This is a genomic window from Paenibacillus phytohabitans, assembly GCF_013141775.1.
GTDB classification, from domain to species: domain Bacteria; phylum Bacillota; class Bacilli; order Paenibacillales; family Paenibacillaceae; genus Paenibacillus_AQ; species Paenibacillus_AQ phytohabitans.
Map to the genome: position 1 here is coordinate 14,949 of NZ_WHOB01000009.1, position 16,381 is coordinate 31,329.

The 16,381-nt window shown below is 53.7% G+C and carries 14 protein-coding genes and 1 pseudogene; 11 read left to right on the plus strand and 4 right to left on the minus strand.

Annotated features, from left to right (window positions below):
• Both GC101_RS00580 and nadE read left to right on the plus strand, forming a co-directional pair.
• Entirely contained in the window at positions 1 to 435 is a 435-nt protein-coding gene (locus GC101_RS00580) for a BrxA/BrxB family bacilliredoxin (RefSeq protein WP_039309930.1), read from the plus strand.
• A gap of 125 nt (positions 436 to 560) precedes the next feature.
• Complete coding sequence (gene nadE / locus GC101_RS00585; RefSeq protein WP_171715681.1) at positions 561 to 1,370, plus strand: ammonia-dependent NAD(+) synthetase; 810 nt, start codon at positions 561 to 563, stop codon at positions 1,368 to 1,370.
• 112 nt (positions 1,371 to 1,482) lie between these two features.
• Here nadE and GC101_RS00590 read toward each other — a convergent pair whose 3' ends face one another.
• Entirely contained in the window at positions 1,483 to 2,301 is an 819-nt protein-coding gene (locus tag GC101_RS00590) for an alpha/beta hydrolase family protein (RefSeq protein ID WP_171715682.1), read from the minus strand.
• A gap of 165 nt (positions 2,302 to 2,466) precedes the next feature.
• On the opposite strand from GC101_RS00590, the gene acpS reads away from it, so the two are divergent.
• Both acpS and mutY read left to right on the plus strand, forming a co-directional pair.
• Positions 2,467 to 2,859: a holo-ACP synthase gene (gene acpS, locus GC101_RS00595; RefSeq protein ID WP_042133315.1), complete on the plus strand. Its 393-nt coding sequence runs from the start codon at positions 2,467 to 2,469 to the stop codon at positions 2,857 to 2,859.
• 134 nt (positions 2,860 to 2,993) lie between these two features.
• A complete protein-coding gene (gene mutY / locus GC101_RS00600) occupies positions 2,994 to 4,463 on the plus strand; it encodes an A/G-specific adenine glycosylase (RefSeq protein WP_171715689.1) in 1,470 nt (489 codons plus the stop codon).
• Between the two features lie 584 nt (positions 4,464 to 5,047).
• On the opposite strand, the gene GC101_RS00605 is transcribed toward mutY, so the two are convergent.
• Positions 5,048 to 5,656, minus strand: a complete 609-nt coding sequence (locus GC101_RS00605) for a superoxide dismutase (RefSeq protein ID WP_039308673.1) — start codon at positions 5,654 to 5,656, stop codon at positions 5,048 to 5,050.
• A 480-nt stretch (positions 5,657 to 6,136) separates the two neighbouring features.
• On the opposite strand from GC101_RS00605, the gene GC101_RS00610 reads away from it, so the two are divergent.
• From GC101_RS00610 to folE, 5 genes and pseudogenes are all read left to right on the plus strand, one after another.
• Positions 6,137 to 6,556 (plus strand): GNAT family N-acetyltransferase, encoded by a 420-nt coding sequence (locus tag GC101_RS00610; RefSeq protein ID WP_039308670.1) that lies wholly within the window; start codon positions 6,137 to 6,139, stop codon positions 6,554 to 6,556.
• Between the two features lie 209 nt (positions 6,557 to 6,765).
• Positions 6,766 to 7,383, plus strand: a complete 618-nt coding sequence (gene lepB / locus GC101_RS00615; protein ID WP_171715683.1) for a signal peptidase I — start codon at positions 6,766 to 6,768, stop codon at positions 7,381 to 7,383.
• A gap of 38 nt (positions 7,384 to 7,421) precedes the next feature.
• Positions 7,422 to 9,193: pseudogene (gene queG / locus GC101_RS00620) on the plus strand (tRNA epoxyqueuosine(34) reductase QueG).
• 105 nt (positions 9,194 to 9,298) lie between these two features.
• The gene (locus GC101_RS00630) at positions 9,299 to 9,550 is read left to right on the plus strand and encodes a YneF family protein (protein WP_039308663.1); all 252 of its coding nucleotides are present in this window, start codon (positions 9,299 to 9,301) and stop codon (positions 9,548 to 9,550) included.
• A 54-nt stretch (positions 9,551 to 9,604) separates the two neighbouring features.
• Positions 9,605 to 10,198, plus strand: coding sequence for a GTP cyclohydrolase I FolE (folE, locus tag GC101_RS00635; protein ID WP_039308661.1), 594 nt, complete (start codon positions 9,605 to 9,607; stop codon positions 10,196 to 10,198).
• A gap of 184 nt (positions 10,199 to 10,382) precedes the next feature.
• Here folE and GC101_RS00640 read toward each other — a convergent pair whose 3' ends face one another.
• Together GC101_RS00640 and GC101_RS00645 are read right to left on the minus strand one after the other, a co-directional pair.
• A complete protein-coding gene (locus GC101_RS00640; protein WP_171715686.1) occupies positions 10,383 to 11,576 on the minus strand; it encodes a Fe-Mn family superoxide dismutase in 1,194 nt (397 codons plus the stop codon).
• Between the two features lie 203 nt (positions 11,577 to 11,779).
• The gene (locus GC101_RS00645; RefSeq protein WP_042140714.1) at positions 11,780 to 12,775 is read right to left on the minus strand and encodes an alpha/beta hydrolase; all 996 of its coding nucleotides are present in this window, start codon (positions 12,773 to 12,775) and stop codon (positions 11,780 to 11,782) included.
• A 349-nt stretch (positions 12,776 to 13,124) separates the two neighbouring features.
• Between GC101_RS00645 and GC101_RS00650 the strand changes: the two genes are divergently transcribed.
• Entirely contained in the window at positions 13,125 to 13,874 is a 750-nt protein-coding gene (locus tag GC101_RS00650) for an IclR family transcriptional regulator (protein WP_042133334.1), read from the plus strand.
• A gap of 168 nt (positions 13,875 to 14,042) precedes the next feature.
• Positions 14,043 to 16,259, plus strand: coding sequence for a helix-turn-helix transcriptional regulator (locus GC101_RS36450; RefSeq protein WP_281365763.1), 2,217 nt, complete (start codon positions 14,043 to 14,045; stop codon positions 16,257 to 16,259).
• The last annotated feature ends 122 nt before the right edge of the window (positions 16,260 to 16,381 follow it).

Genomic DNA, 16,381 nt, shown 5'->3' on the forward strand with positions numbered 1-16,381 from the left:
ATGTCCATGTCTTTTAATCAATATATGAAGGATTCCATTCAGCCTATGCGCGATGATCTGACGAGTATCGGATTTCAGGAGCTGCTGACTCCGGATGAAGTTGAAGCAACTCTTCCAGCCGTTAAGGGAACTTCGCTTGTGGTTGTTAACTCCGTTTGCGGTTGTGCCGCCGGCCAATGCCGTCCAGGTGTAGCCCAGGCGCTGCAGAACGAAATTCTCCCCGACCACCTGTTCACGGTATTTGCCGGCCAGGAGAAGGAAGCTACAGCCAAGGCGCGTGAGTATTTTGCTCCGTACCCGCCATCTTCACCATCCATTGCCTTGATGAAGGACGGCGAGCTTGTTCATTTCATCGAACGTCACGGCGTTGAAGACCGTTCGGCTGCTGAAATTGCTGCTGAGCTGAAGGAAGTTTTCAATCGTCTGTGCCAGTAAGCATATTTTCTGTAAGGGATATTCCCGCATCAGCCGGAGGCTAGGCTCATGCGGGATTTTTTCTGAACATATAGGCACCTGAGTCCCATCGGACAGATCAAGTTATAAGAAAAGGGGTGTGTGAATTGGGAATGCAGGAAGAGATTATTAAGGCCTTGGGAGTCAAGCCGGTGATTGATACCGGAGCGGAAGTGCGCAAACGTGTGGATTTCCTGAAAGCATATGCGCTGCAGGCGGGTGCCAGGGGGCTGCTGATTGCGATCAGCGGAGGCGTGGACAGTGCAGTGGCTGCGGGTCTATGCAAACAGGCTACGGACGAGCTGACGGCAGAGGAAGGCAAAGAGTATATTACACTCGGTGTATTCCAGCCTTACGGCGAGCAGGAGGATATTGAGCACAGTTACGCGGTAGCCAAGGCGTTTGAGCTGACGCATACGGTGGAGACGAATATTGAAGAAGCTGTAAACGAGATCGCGCTGGAGGTAGAGCATAGCCTGAAGGCACTGGGGCAGCACCGCCACATCACCCATCAGGGCAAAGGAAATGTGAAGGCGAGAACGCGGATGGTTATGCAGTATGCACTAGCCTTCGAGAACAATCTGCTGGTAGTAGGAACAGACCATGCCTCTGAAGCCATCACTGGCTTCTATACCAAATGGGGTGATGGTGCGGTTGATATTACACCGCTGTCTTCACTGAATAAACGGCAGGTGCGGCAGTTGGCTGCGGCGATTGGAGTGCCGGACGATATCGTGACCAAAGCACCGACAGCCGGCCTCTGGCCGGGCCAGACGGATGAAACCGAGCTGGGGATCACCTATGATGACAACAGTGACTATCTGGAGGGCAAAGCGGTGTCTCCCGAGGTCGCCGGGAAGCTTGAAGCCTACTACCGCAGAACGGGGCATAAACGGGATGCAATCCCTGGAATATAAGCAGTCAGAAGTATAAAAGAACCGCCGGAGAAGCTGCAGTCATTTCGCAGAATTCCCGGCGGTTCTGGCTTTCATAAGTATTAGCTGGAGAGCTGCTGCCTAACTTGTAAGCTTAGCCGGCCAGGATCTGGTTAATAAACTCCAGGGAGGCGGATATTGCCTCCTCCAGCTGCGGGGTAGCTCCTTCGAACGGGTGCACGGTTCCGAAGGTGTGATTGCCGCCGGGAATCTGCACCCAGCGGATATCCGGGCGGAGCTCCGTTAATTGCTCTGATCCCCGGCGCAGCCGTTCACTGTCCTGGCTTCCCTGAATAAGAACCGCTGGGAAGCTGGCTGTTGTCATCCGTTCCAGCAGGTTGTAGCGACCGGCATGCTGCTCCAGGTCCTCCAGCAACACGGCATCCAGCGGCATTTGCTGGCCGGTCCGGCCATTAAGCACATGGGTCCGGCCGCTGCGCTTCATCTCAATCTTCTGTTCCTCCGTGAACAGGTCGAGGTCGGTAATGCCGTTCCAGGAGATCACTCCGGTGATCTCTCCCGGATGGTCCAGCGCATACAGCAGGCTGTCTCCGCCGCCACGGCTGTGGCCCAGCAGGAATAACGGCAGGCTGCCGAATTTGTGGTGCTGGCTGAGATAAGAGAGCAGGATCTCCATATCCTTGATCTCACGGGTATAGGTATTGCGGGCGAACTTCTCAAGCTCCGTGAAATTCTGCAGATCTTCGCCGATTCCGGCATGTGAGAAGTTGAAGGTTATGACCTCATGCTCCTGGCTGAGGGCTGCCGCAGCATAAGGAAACATCCCCCAATCCTTGAACCCCTTGTAACCGTGGGCGATAACAATCAGGCTCTTAGCCTTATCCCGGGCGGGGAAATGCGAGCAGCGGAGTACAGCATCTTCTCCTGCGGGCAATTGGAAATTACGGGTCATCGGGTAAATCCCCTCTCTATATAATCTGAAACGGATTTGAAGGTTGTATTATTGATAATGTTTATGAATAATGTTATGAAGATCATACCATTATTAAAGCAGGTAAGGATAGGGCGGTTTTTTACAGTAATTGCATATTGCCTGTCCAGTTAAGGAGTGGATATAGTGATTTATGGAATCGGAAATGATGTGCTGGAAATCCGCCGGATTACGGCTCTGCTGGCAAGCGGACAAGCAACCGGATTTCTGCAGCGCATTCTTACAGAGCGTGAGCTTGAGCTGGCCGCAGGGCGGAAGGGGAAGGCAGCGGAATTCGCTGCGGGGCGTTTTGCCGCCAAGGAGGCAGTAGTGAAGGCGCTGGGCTGCGGAATCGGCGCGAAGGTGGGATTTCAGGATATAGAAATTCTGCCGGACAGCCAGGGCAAACCGGTCGTTTCACTGTCGGAAGCAGCCTGGGACCGGCTGCTTCTGCCGGGCGGCCGCCATATCATCCATCTGGCCATTACACACAGCGGGGATCTGGCTTCAGCTTTTGCCGTAGTGGAGCAGGTAAACTAAGCTGCTGCGGAGTGCCGGATCCTGCCTGCGGCTTCGCAGAGCGGTATTTATACGGGTAAACTTTACGCAATAAGAGGACGAGCTGCTTATCGCGGAATATAGATACATTCAATATAGAAGCAAGGAGATTAATGATGACTACAAATGAGCAGCAGGACGAGCAGCAGGAGGCCAAGTCCTATTTCAGCCGTAATTTGCTGGAGTGGTACCATGGGCAGAAGCGGGATCTGCCGTGGCGGCGTCACCGCAATCCTTATTACATCTGGATTTCGGAGATTATGCTTCAGCAGACAAGAGTCGATACGGTCATTCCTTATTTCAACCGGTTCATTGAGCGGTTCCCTACGGTGGAGTCACTGGCCGATGCCCCGGAGGAGGATGTTCTGAAGTGCTGGGAGGGGCTTGGCTACTATTCACGCGCCCGGAATCTGCAGCATGCCGCGAAGCAGGTGAAGGAAGAGTATGGCGGGCAGGTTCCCAATGACCGCGATGCCGTATTCGGGCTTAAGGGAGTAGGACCTTATACGGCCGGAGCTATTCTCAGTATTGCCTTCAACCGGCCGGAGCCCGCTGTGGATGGCAATGTCATGCGGGTGCTGTCCCGATACTTCCTGATTGAGGATGATATCGCCAAAGGCCCCACCCGCGTCAAAATGGAGCGCCTGGCGGCAGAGCTGATTCCCGAAGGGGAAGCCTCGCACTTCAATCAGGCGCTGATGGAGCTTGGCGCGCTGATCTGCACGCCGAAATCACCGCGCTGTCTGCCGTGCCCGGTGATGGAGCACTGCTCAGCGCGCCTCGCGGGCTGCGAGACCTCGCTGCCCGTCAAGACCAAGGCCAAGCCGCCGCGCCCGGAAGAGCGGCTGGCAGCCCTGATAGAGGGCCGCGGCGGGCACGCGGGCCGGGTACTCATCCGGCAGCGGCCATCCAGCGGGCTCCTGGCCCGCATGTGGGAGCTGCCGCACTGGCCGGCGCCGCCTGCGGAGGGCGGCGCTTCCGCTGCGCTGCTGCCGGAGACGGCAGCGCAGGACCGGCTGCGCCGGTCCCTGCTTCAGGCCGGGATCTTCGCCCGGCCTGAAGGGCACTGGATGGCTGCGGAGCATACATTCAGCCATATTGTCTGGACCCTGCAGGTGTACCGCTGCAGGGAAGAAGAGGCCCCGGCCCTGCCGCTGGCTGCGGAAGGGCGGGCCTTGTACAGCGCAGCGGCCGGGAACGGCGCTGCCAGTGCTGATGCTGCAGCCACCGGCGCAGCACCCGGGGCTACCGCCGGCCTGGCTGATCCGGGCAGCGCCTCAGCTCCCGGCCCGGCGGATCCGGCTGCCGCTGCAGACTATGCCGCCGCCAGTGCGGCTGGTGCCGGTGATCGCTCCGCCACCAGCGAAGGCATGTACAACGCCGGGCTCACCGCGTCCGTTCCCGCCGATCTATTCGCGGATGGCAGCGGGCCCGTTGAGCGCTTCGCGGACGGAAGCGGAACAGCGGAGGATGCAGGCGCAGTACGCTGGATCAACCGCAGCGATATGGCGAATTACGCCTTTCCGAATGTATTCCTCAAGCTGCTCAACGCATATTTCGATGAGCAGGAGGGGGGCGCCGTGTAATCCGGCTCGGCTATGCAGTCTTGCAAGCTATAACCGGGAGTACCGGCAAACGTTGGTCTGGACAACTCCGCTTCTGAGGTTAAGGCGGGCGGACTGTTTGGCCAGGCCAGTTGTTGCGGACGGGTATAACCCGGAAGCTCCATTCCTTGCGTCTTCTCGGAGAACAAGTGGAGAAATAGCATTTGATTTTCTCTAATTATTCGGAATTCGTCCTCGAAGGTGAAATCAGATAAATTAGCTGCCGTTTATCCACTTAGCCTGTTCTGCGCGGCCGACATCGTATAATTAAATGTGCAATTTCTCTAATTCCACCAAAAGTGGGCGGTATAGGGAAATTAAAGGGAAAAATCCCTCTAATTCCGCTGAAGGTGGGCGGTATAGGGAAATTAAAGGGAATTTCCGCTTATCAGGCATGTATCCGAAGGGAGAGCGCATCGCACGAAGACATGTACCTGCATTCGCAGGAATGTGTCCCGCCGCTGCCTGTTCCTCCGTATCCCCAGCACAAAAAACCGGGAGTCACCCACAAGGGTGCTCCCGGTTTTTCTTATACCGTGATGCTGCGGCTTACACGCCGCAGTTCTTTATTTTGCGCTTTCGTAACGTTTGCCGACTTCTTCCCAGTTCACTACGTTCCAGAACGCCTTGATGTAGTCAGGACGTTTGTTCTGGTAGTTCAGGTAGTAAGCATGCTCCCATACATCGAGTCCGAGGATTGGAGTTGCGCCTTCGCTGACCGGGTTGTCCTGGTTAGGAGTGCTGGTCACAGCAAGCTTGCCGTCTTTCACGACGAGCCAGGCCCAGCCGCTGCCGAAGCGTGTAGTAGCTGCAGTAGCGAAGTCTTCCTTGAATTTGTCGAATCCGCCCAGTTCGCTGTCAATTGCAGCAGCCAGAGCGCCAGTTGGAGCGCCTCCGCCGTTCGGTCCGATAACTTCCCAGAACAAGGTGTGGTTGGCATGTCCGCCGCCGTTGTTGCGAACAGCAGTGCGGATAGCTTCAGGTACAGCGTTCAGGTCAGTCAGCAGCTCATCGATGCTCTTGTCTTGCAGTTCAGGTGCTTTTTCCAGTGCGGCGTTCAGGTTCGTCACATAAGTGTTATGGTGCCTGTCGTGATGAATCTCCATCGTCAAAGCGTCGATGTGTGGTTCAAGAGCGTTGTTTGGATAAGGAAGTGCCGGTAATTGAAATGCCATGGAAAAATCCCTCCTGAGTATATTAGAATTTGTATAGATAAAGAATTTTGGCGGTCTTGACGTCAAAACCCCTTATTTCCGATGCGGCTTATAGGTTATATATCCGTTGAGATACTTATTATTAAACCGTATCTGGAACAATAATGCAACATTAAACAAACATTAGTGTTTATAAAGTTTTTTTTCATCCATAGCTCACTACAAATGTTAAGGGTGTGTTAAAGTTATAAAACTCCTTAAGAGAGAGTGTTTGCACTGCGATAATTTCCTTAATCAAGAAAAAATGAAACTATATTCAATGAAAACGCTTCATATCAAGCGCTTTCAAAAGAAAATTGATGATATCGCGAGAAAAGTGTGCTTTAATAGATTTAAAAGCAGGTATTCCTCGGTTTTTGATGCTTTTTTCCTCTTTACACTGTTATGGAAACTCCTTCTTTTTGTAAAATTCTAAGCCATAGAAAAGGGAGACTTTTAAGTATGCACGTTCGTTCCTTTCAATTAAGCGACGTTACTCCAGTGACTGAATTGCTGCAGACCGCATTATCGGAAGAATGTTTCGAGAGCACGATCGAGCCCTTCTCCAGGCAGCTTTCATGGGATTCAGATCTCATTGTAGTTGCAGAGGATGAAGGAGAAATCATCGGCGCACTGATTGGTACGATTGAGAAGAACCACGGCTGTTATTTCCGCATTGCCGTCCATCCTGAATACCGCCGCAGAGGAGTCGGCAAGAGTCTCGTATCGGCGATGGAACACAGATTCCAGGCACGCAAGGTCAGCGGTATTTATGTAGCCGTTGATGAGCATAATTCCTTTGCACTGCCGCTGTATGAGGCCATGGGTTATGGTGAGGACCAGATCTTCAAATCTGTACGCAAGCTGAGCATAGTCGGGTAATTATTTTTTGAAACGGTGCTGTAAGCGGAAACAATTGGTAGAGTAGAGAACTAATGCAGCCTGTACTTTAGAATAAGGTCACACCTGCATAGTCTGTTTCATTATACTAAAGCATATCTTCCCAGTGTCCATTGCATTGCAAATGGGCGGAAGATATGCTTTTCTATTGTTATGGACTTATAAACCCAATCGAAGCAAGTAGGTGGCCTATGAACCGGGAGCTTGAAGAAGAATTCATGCGGAGCCGCAAACAACGATACAGATCCGTTACCCATAACAAATCCAAGCGCGAATCGAGAAGAATTTGGCTTAAGGATATGCGGGAGTGGATCATCACTGCGGGGATTGTATTCGCGATAATGTCACTGCTTAATATTTTTGTGTTCAATGTGTCTACTGTGATTGGCCAATCCATGCAGCCGACCCTCTATGAAGGGGAGAAGCTGATTATTAATAAGATTGCACTGAGCTTCGGGAATCCGGGCCGGGGCGATATTGTTGTTCTGCATGACCCCAGTACAGGGCCGGACCGTAAGGAGTACCTGGTTAAGCGGATTATTGGTATCCCCGGTGATATCGTGGAAGTTCAGGACCAGCAGCTATATGTTAATGGTAAAGTAGTGGATGAGCCTTATATTGATACGGCCATTCAAGATCCGGATTTCAGTCAGCTGACTGTGGAGGACGGCACCTACTTTGTAATGGGGGATAACCGCCATGCCGGGGCCAGCAAGGACAGCCGTTATTTCGGCGCCGTTGCACAGGAGAGCATCGTGGGGAAGGCATCCCTGATCTGGTGGCCTGTAGCTAAGATGAGAGTCCTGTAAGGGATTAGTATAGACATAATAATAAAGGAGAGGCGGAAATGAATTCTAACTTCCAGTCACCTTATGCTCCGCCGCCTTCCAAGTGGGAGGATCTCAAGGCTGCAATCAAGGCTGCTGCGCCGGCGCTCGGTATTGACGATATCGGGTTCACCACCGCAGAGCCGTTTTTATATTTAAAAAATATTCTTCAGGAACATAGGGACAACGGGTACGACTCGGGCTTCGAGGAGCCGGATCTGGACAAGCGGACGGTTCCGGCGCTGCAGTCGGGAGAGCAGCCGCTCTCTATTATTGCAATCGCTGTAGCCTATCCCTCCAAAATGGAGGACCCGCCCAAGTCCGAGCCCGGAGCACGCAGAGGTATACTTGCCAGGGCATCGTGGGGGCAGGACTATCATCATGTACTCCGTGAAGCGCTGGCGAAGCTGGAGAACTTCATCCGCGAGCGTGTTCCGGATGCCGTACTGGAGAGTATGGTGGATACGGGCGCTCTTGTTGACCGGGCGGTTGCGGAGCGGGCGGGCATCGGGTTCAGCGGCAAAAACTGCGCGATTATCTCCCCCAAATGGGGATCGTGGATCTATCTCGGGGAAATGGTGACGAATATACCGCTGCCTCCGGATCAGCCGGTGCAGGAAGGCTGCGGGGACTGTACGAAATGCATCGACGCCTGCCCTACCGGCGCGCTGGTCGGTCCGGGACAACTCAACGCCCAGGCTTGCATTTCCTACCTGACACAGACCAAGGGGTTCCTCAGTGAGGACTACATGACCAAGATCGGGAACCGGCTGTACGGCTGCGATACCTGCCAGATTGTCTGTCCGCATAACCGCGGCAAGAACTGGAATCACCGCCCGCAGCTGCTGCCTGATCCGGAGATCGTGAAGCCGCTGCTGATGCCGATCCTGGATCTCAGCAACCGTGAGTTCAAGGAGAAATTCGGCAGCAGCTCAGCTGCATGGCGGGGCAAAAAGCCTATCCAGCGCAATGCGGTTATCGCGCTTGGCAATTTCAAGGAAGCTTCTGCCGTACCGAAGCTGACCGAGATTCTGCTGCAGGAGCCGCGGCTGGAGATGCGCGGGACTGCCGCCTGGGCCCTAAGCCGCATCGGCGGCAGTGAAGCCCTCACAGCCGTGGAACAGGCACTGCAGAAGGAAGAGGACGTTACGGTGCGCGGAATGCTAAGCCGGGCACAGGACAAGCTGCTGGGGCAGAAGGAGGCGGAAGGAGAATGAATCACCGTCTAGAGAGCAGCGAAGGGGCGGAAGCTTCGCTCTATTATAAGGAGATCGATTCAATCATTGGCCCGTTGACGCTATGCGCGACAGCTTCCGGACTATGCATGATCAAGTTCGGCACCTATGAAGCGAACTCGGCTACGATTGCAGCTTGGGTGAAGATGCAGCTGGGTCCCGCTGCACAGATTTATGCGGATGCCGGGAGCATGTCCGAGGCGGAGCGGCAGCTTGCAGCGTATTTCTCCGGGGAGCTGCAGAGCTTCAGTGTGCCGCTGGATATGCGCGGAACGGATTTTCAGCGCCAGGTATGGGAAGCTCTGCTCAGCGTGCCTTACGGGGAGTCCGCCTCTTATAAGGATATTGCGGTCATGATCGGCAATCCGCAGGCTGTACGTGCTGTGGGCGGGGCCAATAACCGCAACCCGGTTCCGGTCATTGTACCCTGCCACCGGATTATAGGTGCCGGAGGCACACTTGTCGGTTATGCCGGAGGCCTGGGAATCAAAAGCCGCCTTCTGCAGCTGGAAGCGGAGCAGGCAGGGCCAGGCTTAAGCGGCAACTATCTCTTCTGAAGCACGGGATTTGCCAATTGCTGTCCAGTTGTTGAAATGCTATGATAGATTCGCGTGCCTTATCAAGGGCATTGCCAGACAATAGAGTACAAAGGTGGATTACAGATGAATATTGCATTGCCTATTATTATGCTTGTTGTAGGTCTGATCGGCGGATTCTTTATCGGTGTCTATTATCTGCGCAGACAAATGACAACGATGCAGAATGATCCTGAAATGCTGCAGAAGGTTGCTAAGCAAATGGGATATAACCTGAACGGAAAGCAGATGCAGCGTGCCCAGCAGATGATGAAGAACGGCAATCAGCCGGGGCGTGCTCCTGCGGCAGCCAAAGGACAGGCCCGCAAGAAGAAATGATCAGGATAGGGAAATAGATAAGAATCAGCTGCGGGTGCGGAAGGGGGAGATTTCATGGGGAGCATCAAGGAGTACATGAACGGGAAGGTTTCTGTAAACCGTGAGCAAATCGAATATCATGTTGAGAAAATATTAGAACTGATTGGTGAAGATACCAGCCGCGAAGGCCTGCTGGAAACACCGGCTAGAGTCACGCGGATGTATGAAGAGATATTTGGCGGTTATTCGATTGATCCGCGCGAGGCGCTGGGCGTAACTTTCGACGAGTCTCATGAAGAGCTTGTCATTGTGAAGGATATTGTCTACTACAGCCAGTGCGAGCATCACATGGCTCCTTTCTTCGGCAAAGTGCATATTGGCTATGTCCCCAGCGGGCGGATTGCCGGACTGAGCAAGCTGGCCCGGCTCGTGGAAGCGGTCAGCCGCCGCCTGCAGGTGCAGGAGCGCATAACCGCCCAGATCGCCGACATCATGACCGAGGTGCTGAATCCGCACGGTGTTATGGTGGTTGTCGAAGGAGAGCATCTGTGCATGTGTGCCCGGGGTGTGAAGAAGCCCGGCAGCAAGACAGTAACCATGGCAACCCGGGGCACTTTCCGTGAGGATGCTGCTGCCCGGGCCGAGTTTCTTGCTCTGATCAAAGAATAGTACGCGGGACTAATATTCCCTGACTTGTGCAAGGCAAAGCCCGGCGGCCACTTTCGAGTGGCCGCCGGGCTTTTTTGAAAGATAAGAATTTATATGCTCCGCGCATAAATGTTCCTTATCTTTCTCGCTGAAACGGTACCGTCCTAAAAAGGACGGCAAAGCCGTTTCCACTTGGGGAAAGACCTCAAAAAGGCTGCCAGACCAGCTTGCGGGCGGCACTGTACCGCTCGGCTACGTAAGGCCAATTCACGACTTTCCACCAGTCCTGGATATAATCTGCGCGGTTGTTCTGATGCTTGAGATAATAGGCATGCTCCCATACATCCAGCGCCAGCAGCGGGACAACATCCCACTGGGACAGATTCTGATGCTTCTCAGCAGTCAGAATCTCCAGCCTGCGGCTGCGCGGGCTCCAGACCAGAATGGCCCATCCGCCGCCCTCCACTTTATTGGCCGCTTCAGTGAACTGGGCCTTGAAGGCATCGTAGCTTCCGAAGCTCCGTATAATGGCATCCAGCAGTGCTCCGGACGGCCGGCCGCCGCCCTGCGGAGACATGACGTTCCAGAAGATCGTGTGCAGATAATGGCCCGCCCCGTTAAAGGCAAGCTCCCGTTCCCAGTGTTTAACGAGATCATAATCGTTGCTCTTCCGGGCTTCCGCCAATTTAATCTCTGCTTTATTGAGTCCGTCTACATAGCTCTGGTGGTGCTTGTCGTGATGAATCATCATTGTCTTCTCGTCAATGTACGGCTCCAGCGCATTATAAGCATAAGGGAGCGGGGGCAGTGTATGACCGCCGATCGGGACCGGCCCCAATTCACGGGCTTCCCACAGAGGAGCCGTCCAGGCCGCCGTTTCCTGGGGAGGGTCTTCATTTAAAGAGGCCGCAGGCACAGCAGCCGGTTCATCCTGCTCTATTGGGTTCTGCCGCATCATTCCGGCACCGGCACCATATTCCGGGGCGGTGAGAGCCGTAAGCACGGCAAGGAAATACTCCGATTCGCAGATAAAATGCTTCACTACAGCCACGGCCAGAGGGGAGGCGCTCATGGCCTGGCTAGCCTCCACCATAGCCTTCAGCTGGCGGATGAATTCACTGGATTGGCTGCAGGCTGTATGAAGCAGCAGCTCTGTTTCGGCGGCAAGGCTTCCCGGACCGCCGAAGGCAGGAGCCTGTTGGCTTCCGAGCAGGTGACACGCCGCCTGCTCCGTAGCCAGGAAGACAACCGTCCATTCCTGGAGCAGCTTGACATAAGGCTCCTCGAGGTTTGGAGTAAGCTGGATAAGAACCTCGGCGTGTTCCTTCTCCTGTTTTTTCCAGAAGGCAATTTCCCCTAGAATGTGCACTGGCAGCGGCGCACCGGATACATATTGCATAGCATGCAGTCCCCCCGTCCTGAATTTTCAACGCTTCATTATATGACCGGGAGAGTCCGCTTATGTAATGGTATTCGTTGTGGCCTAAGGCACTATGGTGAGCAAACCCCAAAAAAGCATGCGCAGAATGTATAAGGAAATACATCTGCGCATGCTTATTTAATCCAATATAGGTATAGGAACGCTGCTGTTTCTGCTTGTGGTTACTTGCTGGCCTGACTTCCGTTGTCCCCGCTGATGCGGGCCAGCTGGACATTGCCGAGAAATGCTGAGACACGGCGCAGGTACTCGCGCGGATGCTCGCGGAACAGCAGCTCATGATGACTGTCCTCCACAATCCACGAGTCGGAGTACGGGTTGGTCTGGTTCGCGGCCAGTTCTTCGGCAATCGGATACGGGGCCTTCTCGTCCATAGTACCGTGCATGAAGAGTACCGGGAACGGATAGTCCTCGGATTTCACCTTGGAATAGGGAATCTGATTCAGCCCTGTACCGTTCAGTACCGGGAACAACAGCTCCATAATCTCCAGTGAAGGCTGGCGGGGAAGATCTATATTCTGCTTGATATTGTGATAGAGTGTATCCGGTTCCAGCAGGAAGGTGCTGTCCAGAATCATCGCATCCACGTCTTTGGTTACGAGACCCGCCTGCAGCGCGGTACCAGCACCCATGGAGAAGCCCCAGACAACGATTTCGTTTGCACCCTTGTCCTTGGCATATTCGATCGCTCCAAGGAGCTGCTGGGATTCCTTTTTGCCGCCGGTAGCGATATCTTTATTGACCTTGGAGGCGAAGCCGTAATCAAACATGACCACATTGAATTTCAGGCTGTGCGCATAATGGGCCAGGTCGTACATGGGAACCCAGCTTTCCTCGCGGTTAGCACCGTAGCCATGGCTGAAGACAATGGTCTTCTTGGCTCCCTCTGAAGGAATATACCAACCCTGCATAATACGGCTGCCGTCTTTTGCCGGAAAAGTGATCTCCTCATACGCCAGCCCTTTGGCAAGATAAGGGTTAGAGTAGAGGGGCGCTACAGTAGGATTCGAGAGCACCCAGGCTATATAGCCGTGCAGGGCAATGAAGCAGAATAAAAAGAAGAAGAACACAGATAACAGCAGAGCTACGACAATATGCTTAACGCGTATCATCCGCAGTGAAATAATAGGTATGGAATTAGGCTTATCCTCGTTAGGCATACGGGAGACCGGCGAGCCGGGGTGACTTGTTGCCAGATCCATAAGGTCCCCTCCTAAAAGTTTTGTGGAACATCCGCTTCCTATGAGACTACTTCGCAGCAAAACTGCTTCGGAAGCATAAGGCTTAAGTTGGATTAGCAGAAATACTTCATATATTTAATCGTATGGTTATGCCCTTACAAAGTCAATGAATTCAGCGGTTTTGTAATGTAACTGTAAACTGAGGCCCAGTCTTTACCGTACAGTGAATATGCTGGACTTTTTTCGGACTTTTGCACTAAGATAGAATGTATCTGAAGAATAATGTAACCGGGTTTCAAGAGGTGAAACACATGAGGGGGAGAACAGGGTGGAAGACCGGAAACTGACTGTACGCGCCGTGGAACGTGCGCTGGATATATTGCTCTGCTTCACTCAGGATAATGATTATGACCTCAGTCTGACGGAGATTTCCGCCAAGATTGGCTTGCATAAAAGTACGGTGCACCGCCTGTTGACTACGCTTGAGGAGAAGGGCTTCCTGCAGCGCGATGAGGGTACGGAGAAATACCGGCTGGGGATTCGCATCTGGGAGCTGTCTACGCATTTGCCGACCCTGAATGAACCGGCGGTACTGCTGCTGCCGGCAATGGAACGGCTGCGTGACCGTCTGGGAGAGACGGTCAGCCTCTATTTGCGCGACAATCTGGAGCGCGTGCGCATCCAGGCCGTGCAGAGCCGGCAGGCAATCCGCCGGGTGGCACAGATCGGTGCAAGGCTGCCCCTCTCTGTAGGCGCATCGAGCAAGGTGCTGGCCGCTTACGCGCCGCCGGAAGTGCAGGTCCGGCTGCTGGCCGACCCGGCATGGCCGGAGGCTGTAGACCGGAGCCAGTATCTGGAGCAGCTCAAGGAAATCACCCGCTGCGGGTATGCCACCAGCTTCGAGGAACGCGAGCCGGGTGCGGCTGCAGTGGCGGTGCCTATCACCGGGCGTGCCGGGGGAGTGGTTGCAGCGCTTTCTCTTTCCGGTCCGGTCAGCCGGCTTTCGCGGGAGACGCTGGAGGACTATGCAGTGATTCTGGGTGAAGCTGCGGCTGAAATGGGGCTGATGATGGGCTGAAACGGCGGCGCCCGTTATATGCCGTGATTAAGGGGTGATTTTAGTAAATAGAGGCTAACCAGGCCTGTCAGTTCCATTGTATATCTAGTTAAAATGAACTATTATTAAAAAATATTAGTTACAATTATTAAAAGATATGAAATGGAATCCAGAGCATGAGGTGATGGGATGAAAGCTGTAATACCCGATTCACTGATGGGAGAAATTCAAGAGCTCCAGGATACGTTCGGTTCTGTCACGAGTCAGGCTATTGTGCTTACGGATCAGGCAGGGAATGTAATAACCCGTCCAACGCTTTACGGAATATTCTATCAGAAAATGTTCAGTTCTTTGCAGGAGACGCAGCGCCCTTTCGAGCCGGCTTTGCTCAGACTGGGCCCCTTATCGCATCCTGCTGTATTGGAAGAATGGGTTCCCGGGCTAAAGTATGTGGTCAGTCCGCTGGTTCCCGAGTATGGACAGACTTATTATTTGTGGTCGGGCCTATACATGGAAGAAGGGACCCGGGAGCTTGTACTGCAGGCGTTTGAGGCCAAAATGAGGATTCACCCCCACTATGATGAGTTACGGACTGAACTGCTTGCCATGCCAGAGCTTAGCCGGGAGCGTATCGGCATAATCAGGGGCAAACTGGCCGTTCTAGGAAACATACTGTCTAAATTACTGGCGGGCGGTGTACTCAAACCCCTGGCGCAGAGAAGCGGCATGGTGGTTTCACAGCTGCTCTCCAATCTGGAAACAGACTTTCTGAAGATTGAGGATGTTTTGCAGCAAATGGCAGGAAGGTTCTCGGATGCCGATTTATATGCATTTGCCAAAGAGGAAGAGGCAGGCAGGTATAAGGTGAAATATTCCGCCGGCAAAGAAGCGAATCTGTTGATGAATGCCGAGTTTCAGCAGGGGGACGGGTTTCTGGGACAAGCTGTTCTCGGCAGGGAGCCCCGGCACTGGCAGGGCGTTGCCAAAGATCCGAGATCGTTATTCTTCACCCAGCGCGGAATTACGCAGCCGGAGTATTTGTCATGTTATCCGGTTCAGATTCACAGCGGCAAAAAAGCGCTGCTGCTGGCTGTGGGCTTTGGTGAAATCCGCCAGCTACAGGACCACGCCCAGCAGGACCAGATGGTTGCTTCTCTGCTTGGGCTATCCTCACGGGGGGAGAAGCTGCGGCAGCGCGAAACCCTTCGTAATGATGCTACACTGAGGCTTAAAGAGGCCGCGTGCCTGCTGCCGCAGACCACATCATCGCAGGAGCTGGGCATTCAACTGCTCGATATCATTATGGGGATGCCGTTCTATCCTTCATCTGTACTCGTGTACTTTGAGGAGGCAGCGGGAGGCAGCCATCATGCCAAGGGCTGGAGCCCGGAGGCGGCTGCCCAGTATGTCCAGGAGATCGAGGACCGTTATTCGCCGCAAGCCTTTCTCTCCTCCGCTATTATCAACGAGGATGCCGAGGAGCAGGTGCTGCTGGAATGTCCGCTGATTGCCGAGAAGGTATTCAAAGGAATTCTGGCAGTAGGCTTCAGACGCCGCAGTGAAGCAGAGGAATGGCTGACATTCGCCAGCTGCCTGGCCAGTCTGGCCAGCACGTCCATCCGGCTCATCGAGAAGGATAACAGGCTTAATAAGCAGGCGGGGGTGTTCCTCCAGCATACCCGGGATTATCTGGGGAGCACCAATCCTGAGCTGCAGCGCTTGTCGCTGGAAGCCTCTTCAATGGCGCATGAGCTTGCCCGCTACACTGGTCTGCCGGAACGGGAAGCGGAACGGTTGAGAAATGCCTGTCTGCTGGCTCCGTTCAAACTTGATTTTCTGCAGGGATACGGCTTTTATCAGGAAGAGTTAGCTCTGCTGAAGCAGGTGGATCAATTGGCATCCTTCTATTTCGAGATGGATAAGCCGTCGGTTTCCCTGCCCGCACAGCTGCTGGCACTTGTGCTTCATCATACCGGCAAACATGCGGATAGGGATCAGCTTGCGGAACCGGAGCTGGAATGGCTGGACCCTTCCCGCTACAGTATGGATGATTATATTGCCGGGGGGATTGACAGTGAGCCGCAATCAGCCCTTCAATCGTTTCTGCGCAGCCGCTCGGATGCGCAGCCAATGAGGAGAACGGTTTCGGCGGTCAAGCTGCTGAACAGCGCTGCACTGAAGACCCCTAAGGAAGAATGGGGAATCTCGCCCCGTGAAGAAGAAGTGCTTGAATTGATCATTCTGGGCAAGACGAATAAGGAAATTGCCGGTGCCTTGTTTATCAGCGAGCATACCGTTAAGAATCATCTAAGCCGTATTTTCACCAAAATGAATGTAACGGACCGTTCACAGATCATTGCTCTGGTCTATAAAAGAATACTTGACTCTGAGCGCATCGAGATCTGATCATACGCCGGGTTTAACTGCTTTGCTCCATATGGATATCCATCCCCTTTCGTCTGAAAGGGGATTTTTTGCGTTTATAGCGTGCCCAGAGGCACGCATTATCTAGTTGGTGAAAGTCCAAC

What these genes read in the sequence shown, in the direction of transcription:
- mutY (WP_171715689.1), top strand. Translation starts at nt 2,994, where the DNA reads ATGACTACAAATGAGCAGCAGGACGAGCAGCAGGAGGCCAAGTCCTAT.
- GC101_RS36450 (WP_281365763.1), top strand. Translation starts at nt 14,043, where the DNA reads ATGAAAGCTGTAATACCCGATTCACTGATGGGAGAAATTCAAGAGCTC.
- GC101_RS00630 (WP_039308663.1), top strand. Translation starts at nt 9,299, where the DNA reads ATGAATATTGCATTGCCTATTATTATGCTTGTTGTAGGTCTGATCGGC.
- folE (WP_039308661.1), top strand. Translation starts at nt 9,605, where the DNA reads ATGGGGAGCATCAAGGAGTACATGAACGGGAAGGTTTCTGTAAACCGT.
- GC101_RS00645 (WP_042140714.1), bottom strand. Translation starts at nt 12,775, where the DNA reads ATGCCTAACGAGGATAAGCCTAATTCCATACCTATTATTTCACTGCGG.
- lepB (WP_171715683.1), top strand. Translation starts at nt 6,766, where the DNA reads ATGAACCGGGAGCTTGAAGAAGAATTCATGCGGAGCCGCAAACAACGA.
- GC101_RS00605 (WP_039308673.1), bottom strand. Translation starts at nt 5,656, where the DNA reads ATGGCATTTCAATTACCGGCACTTCCTTATCCAAACAACGCTCTTGAA.
- GC101_RS00590 (WP_171715682.1), bottom strand. Translation starts at nt 2,301, where the DNA reads ATGACCCGTAATTTCCAATTGCCCGCAGGAGAAGATGCTGTACTCCGC.
- GC101_RS00640 (WP_171715686.1), bottom strand. Translation starts at nt 11,576, where the DNA reads ATGCAATATGTATCCGGTGCGCCGCTGCCAGTGCACATTCTAGGGGAA.
- GC101_RS00580 (WP_039309930.1), top strand. Translation starts at nt 1, where the DNA reads ATGTCCATGTCTTTTAATCAATATATGAAGGATTCCATTCAGCCTATG.
- GC101_RS00610 (WP_039308670.1), top strand. Translation starts at nt 6,137, where the DNA reads ATGCACGTTCGTTCCTTTCAATTAAGCGACGTTACTCCAGTGACTGAA.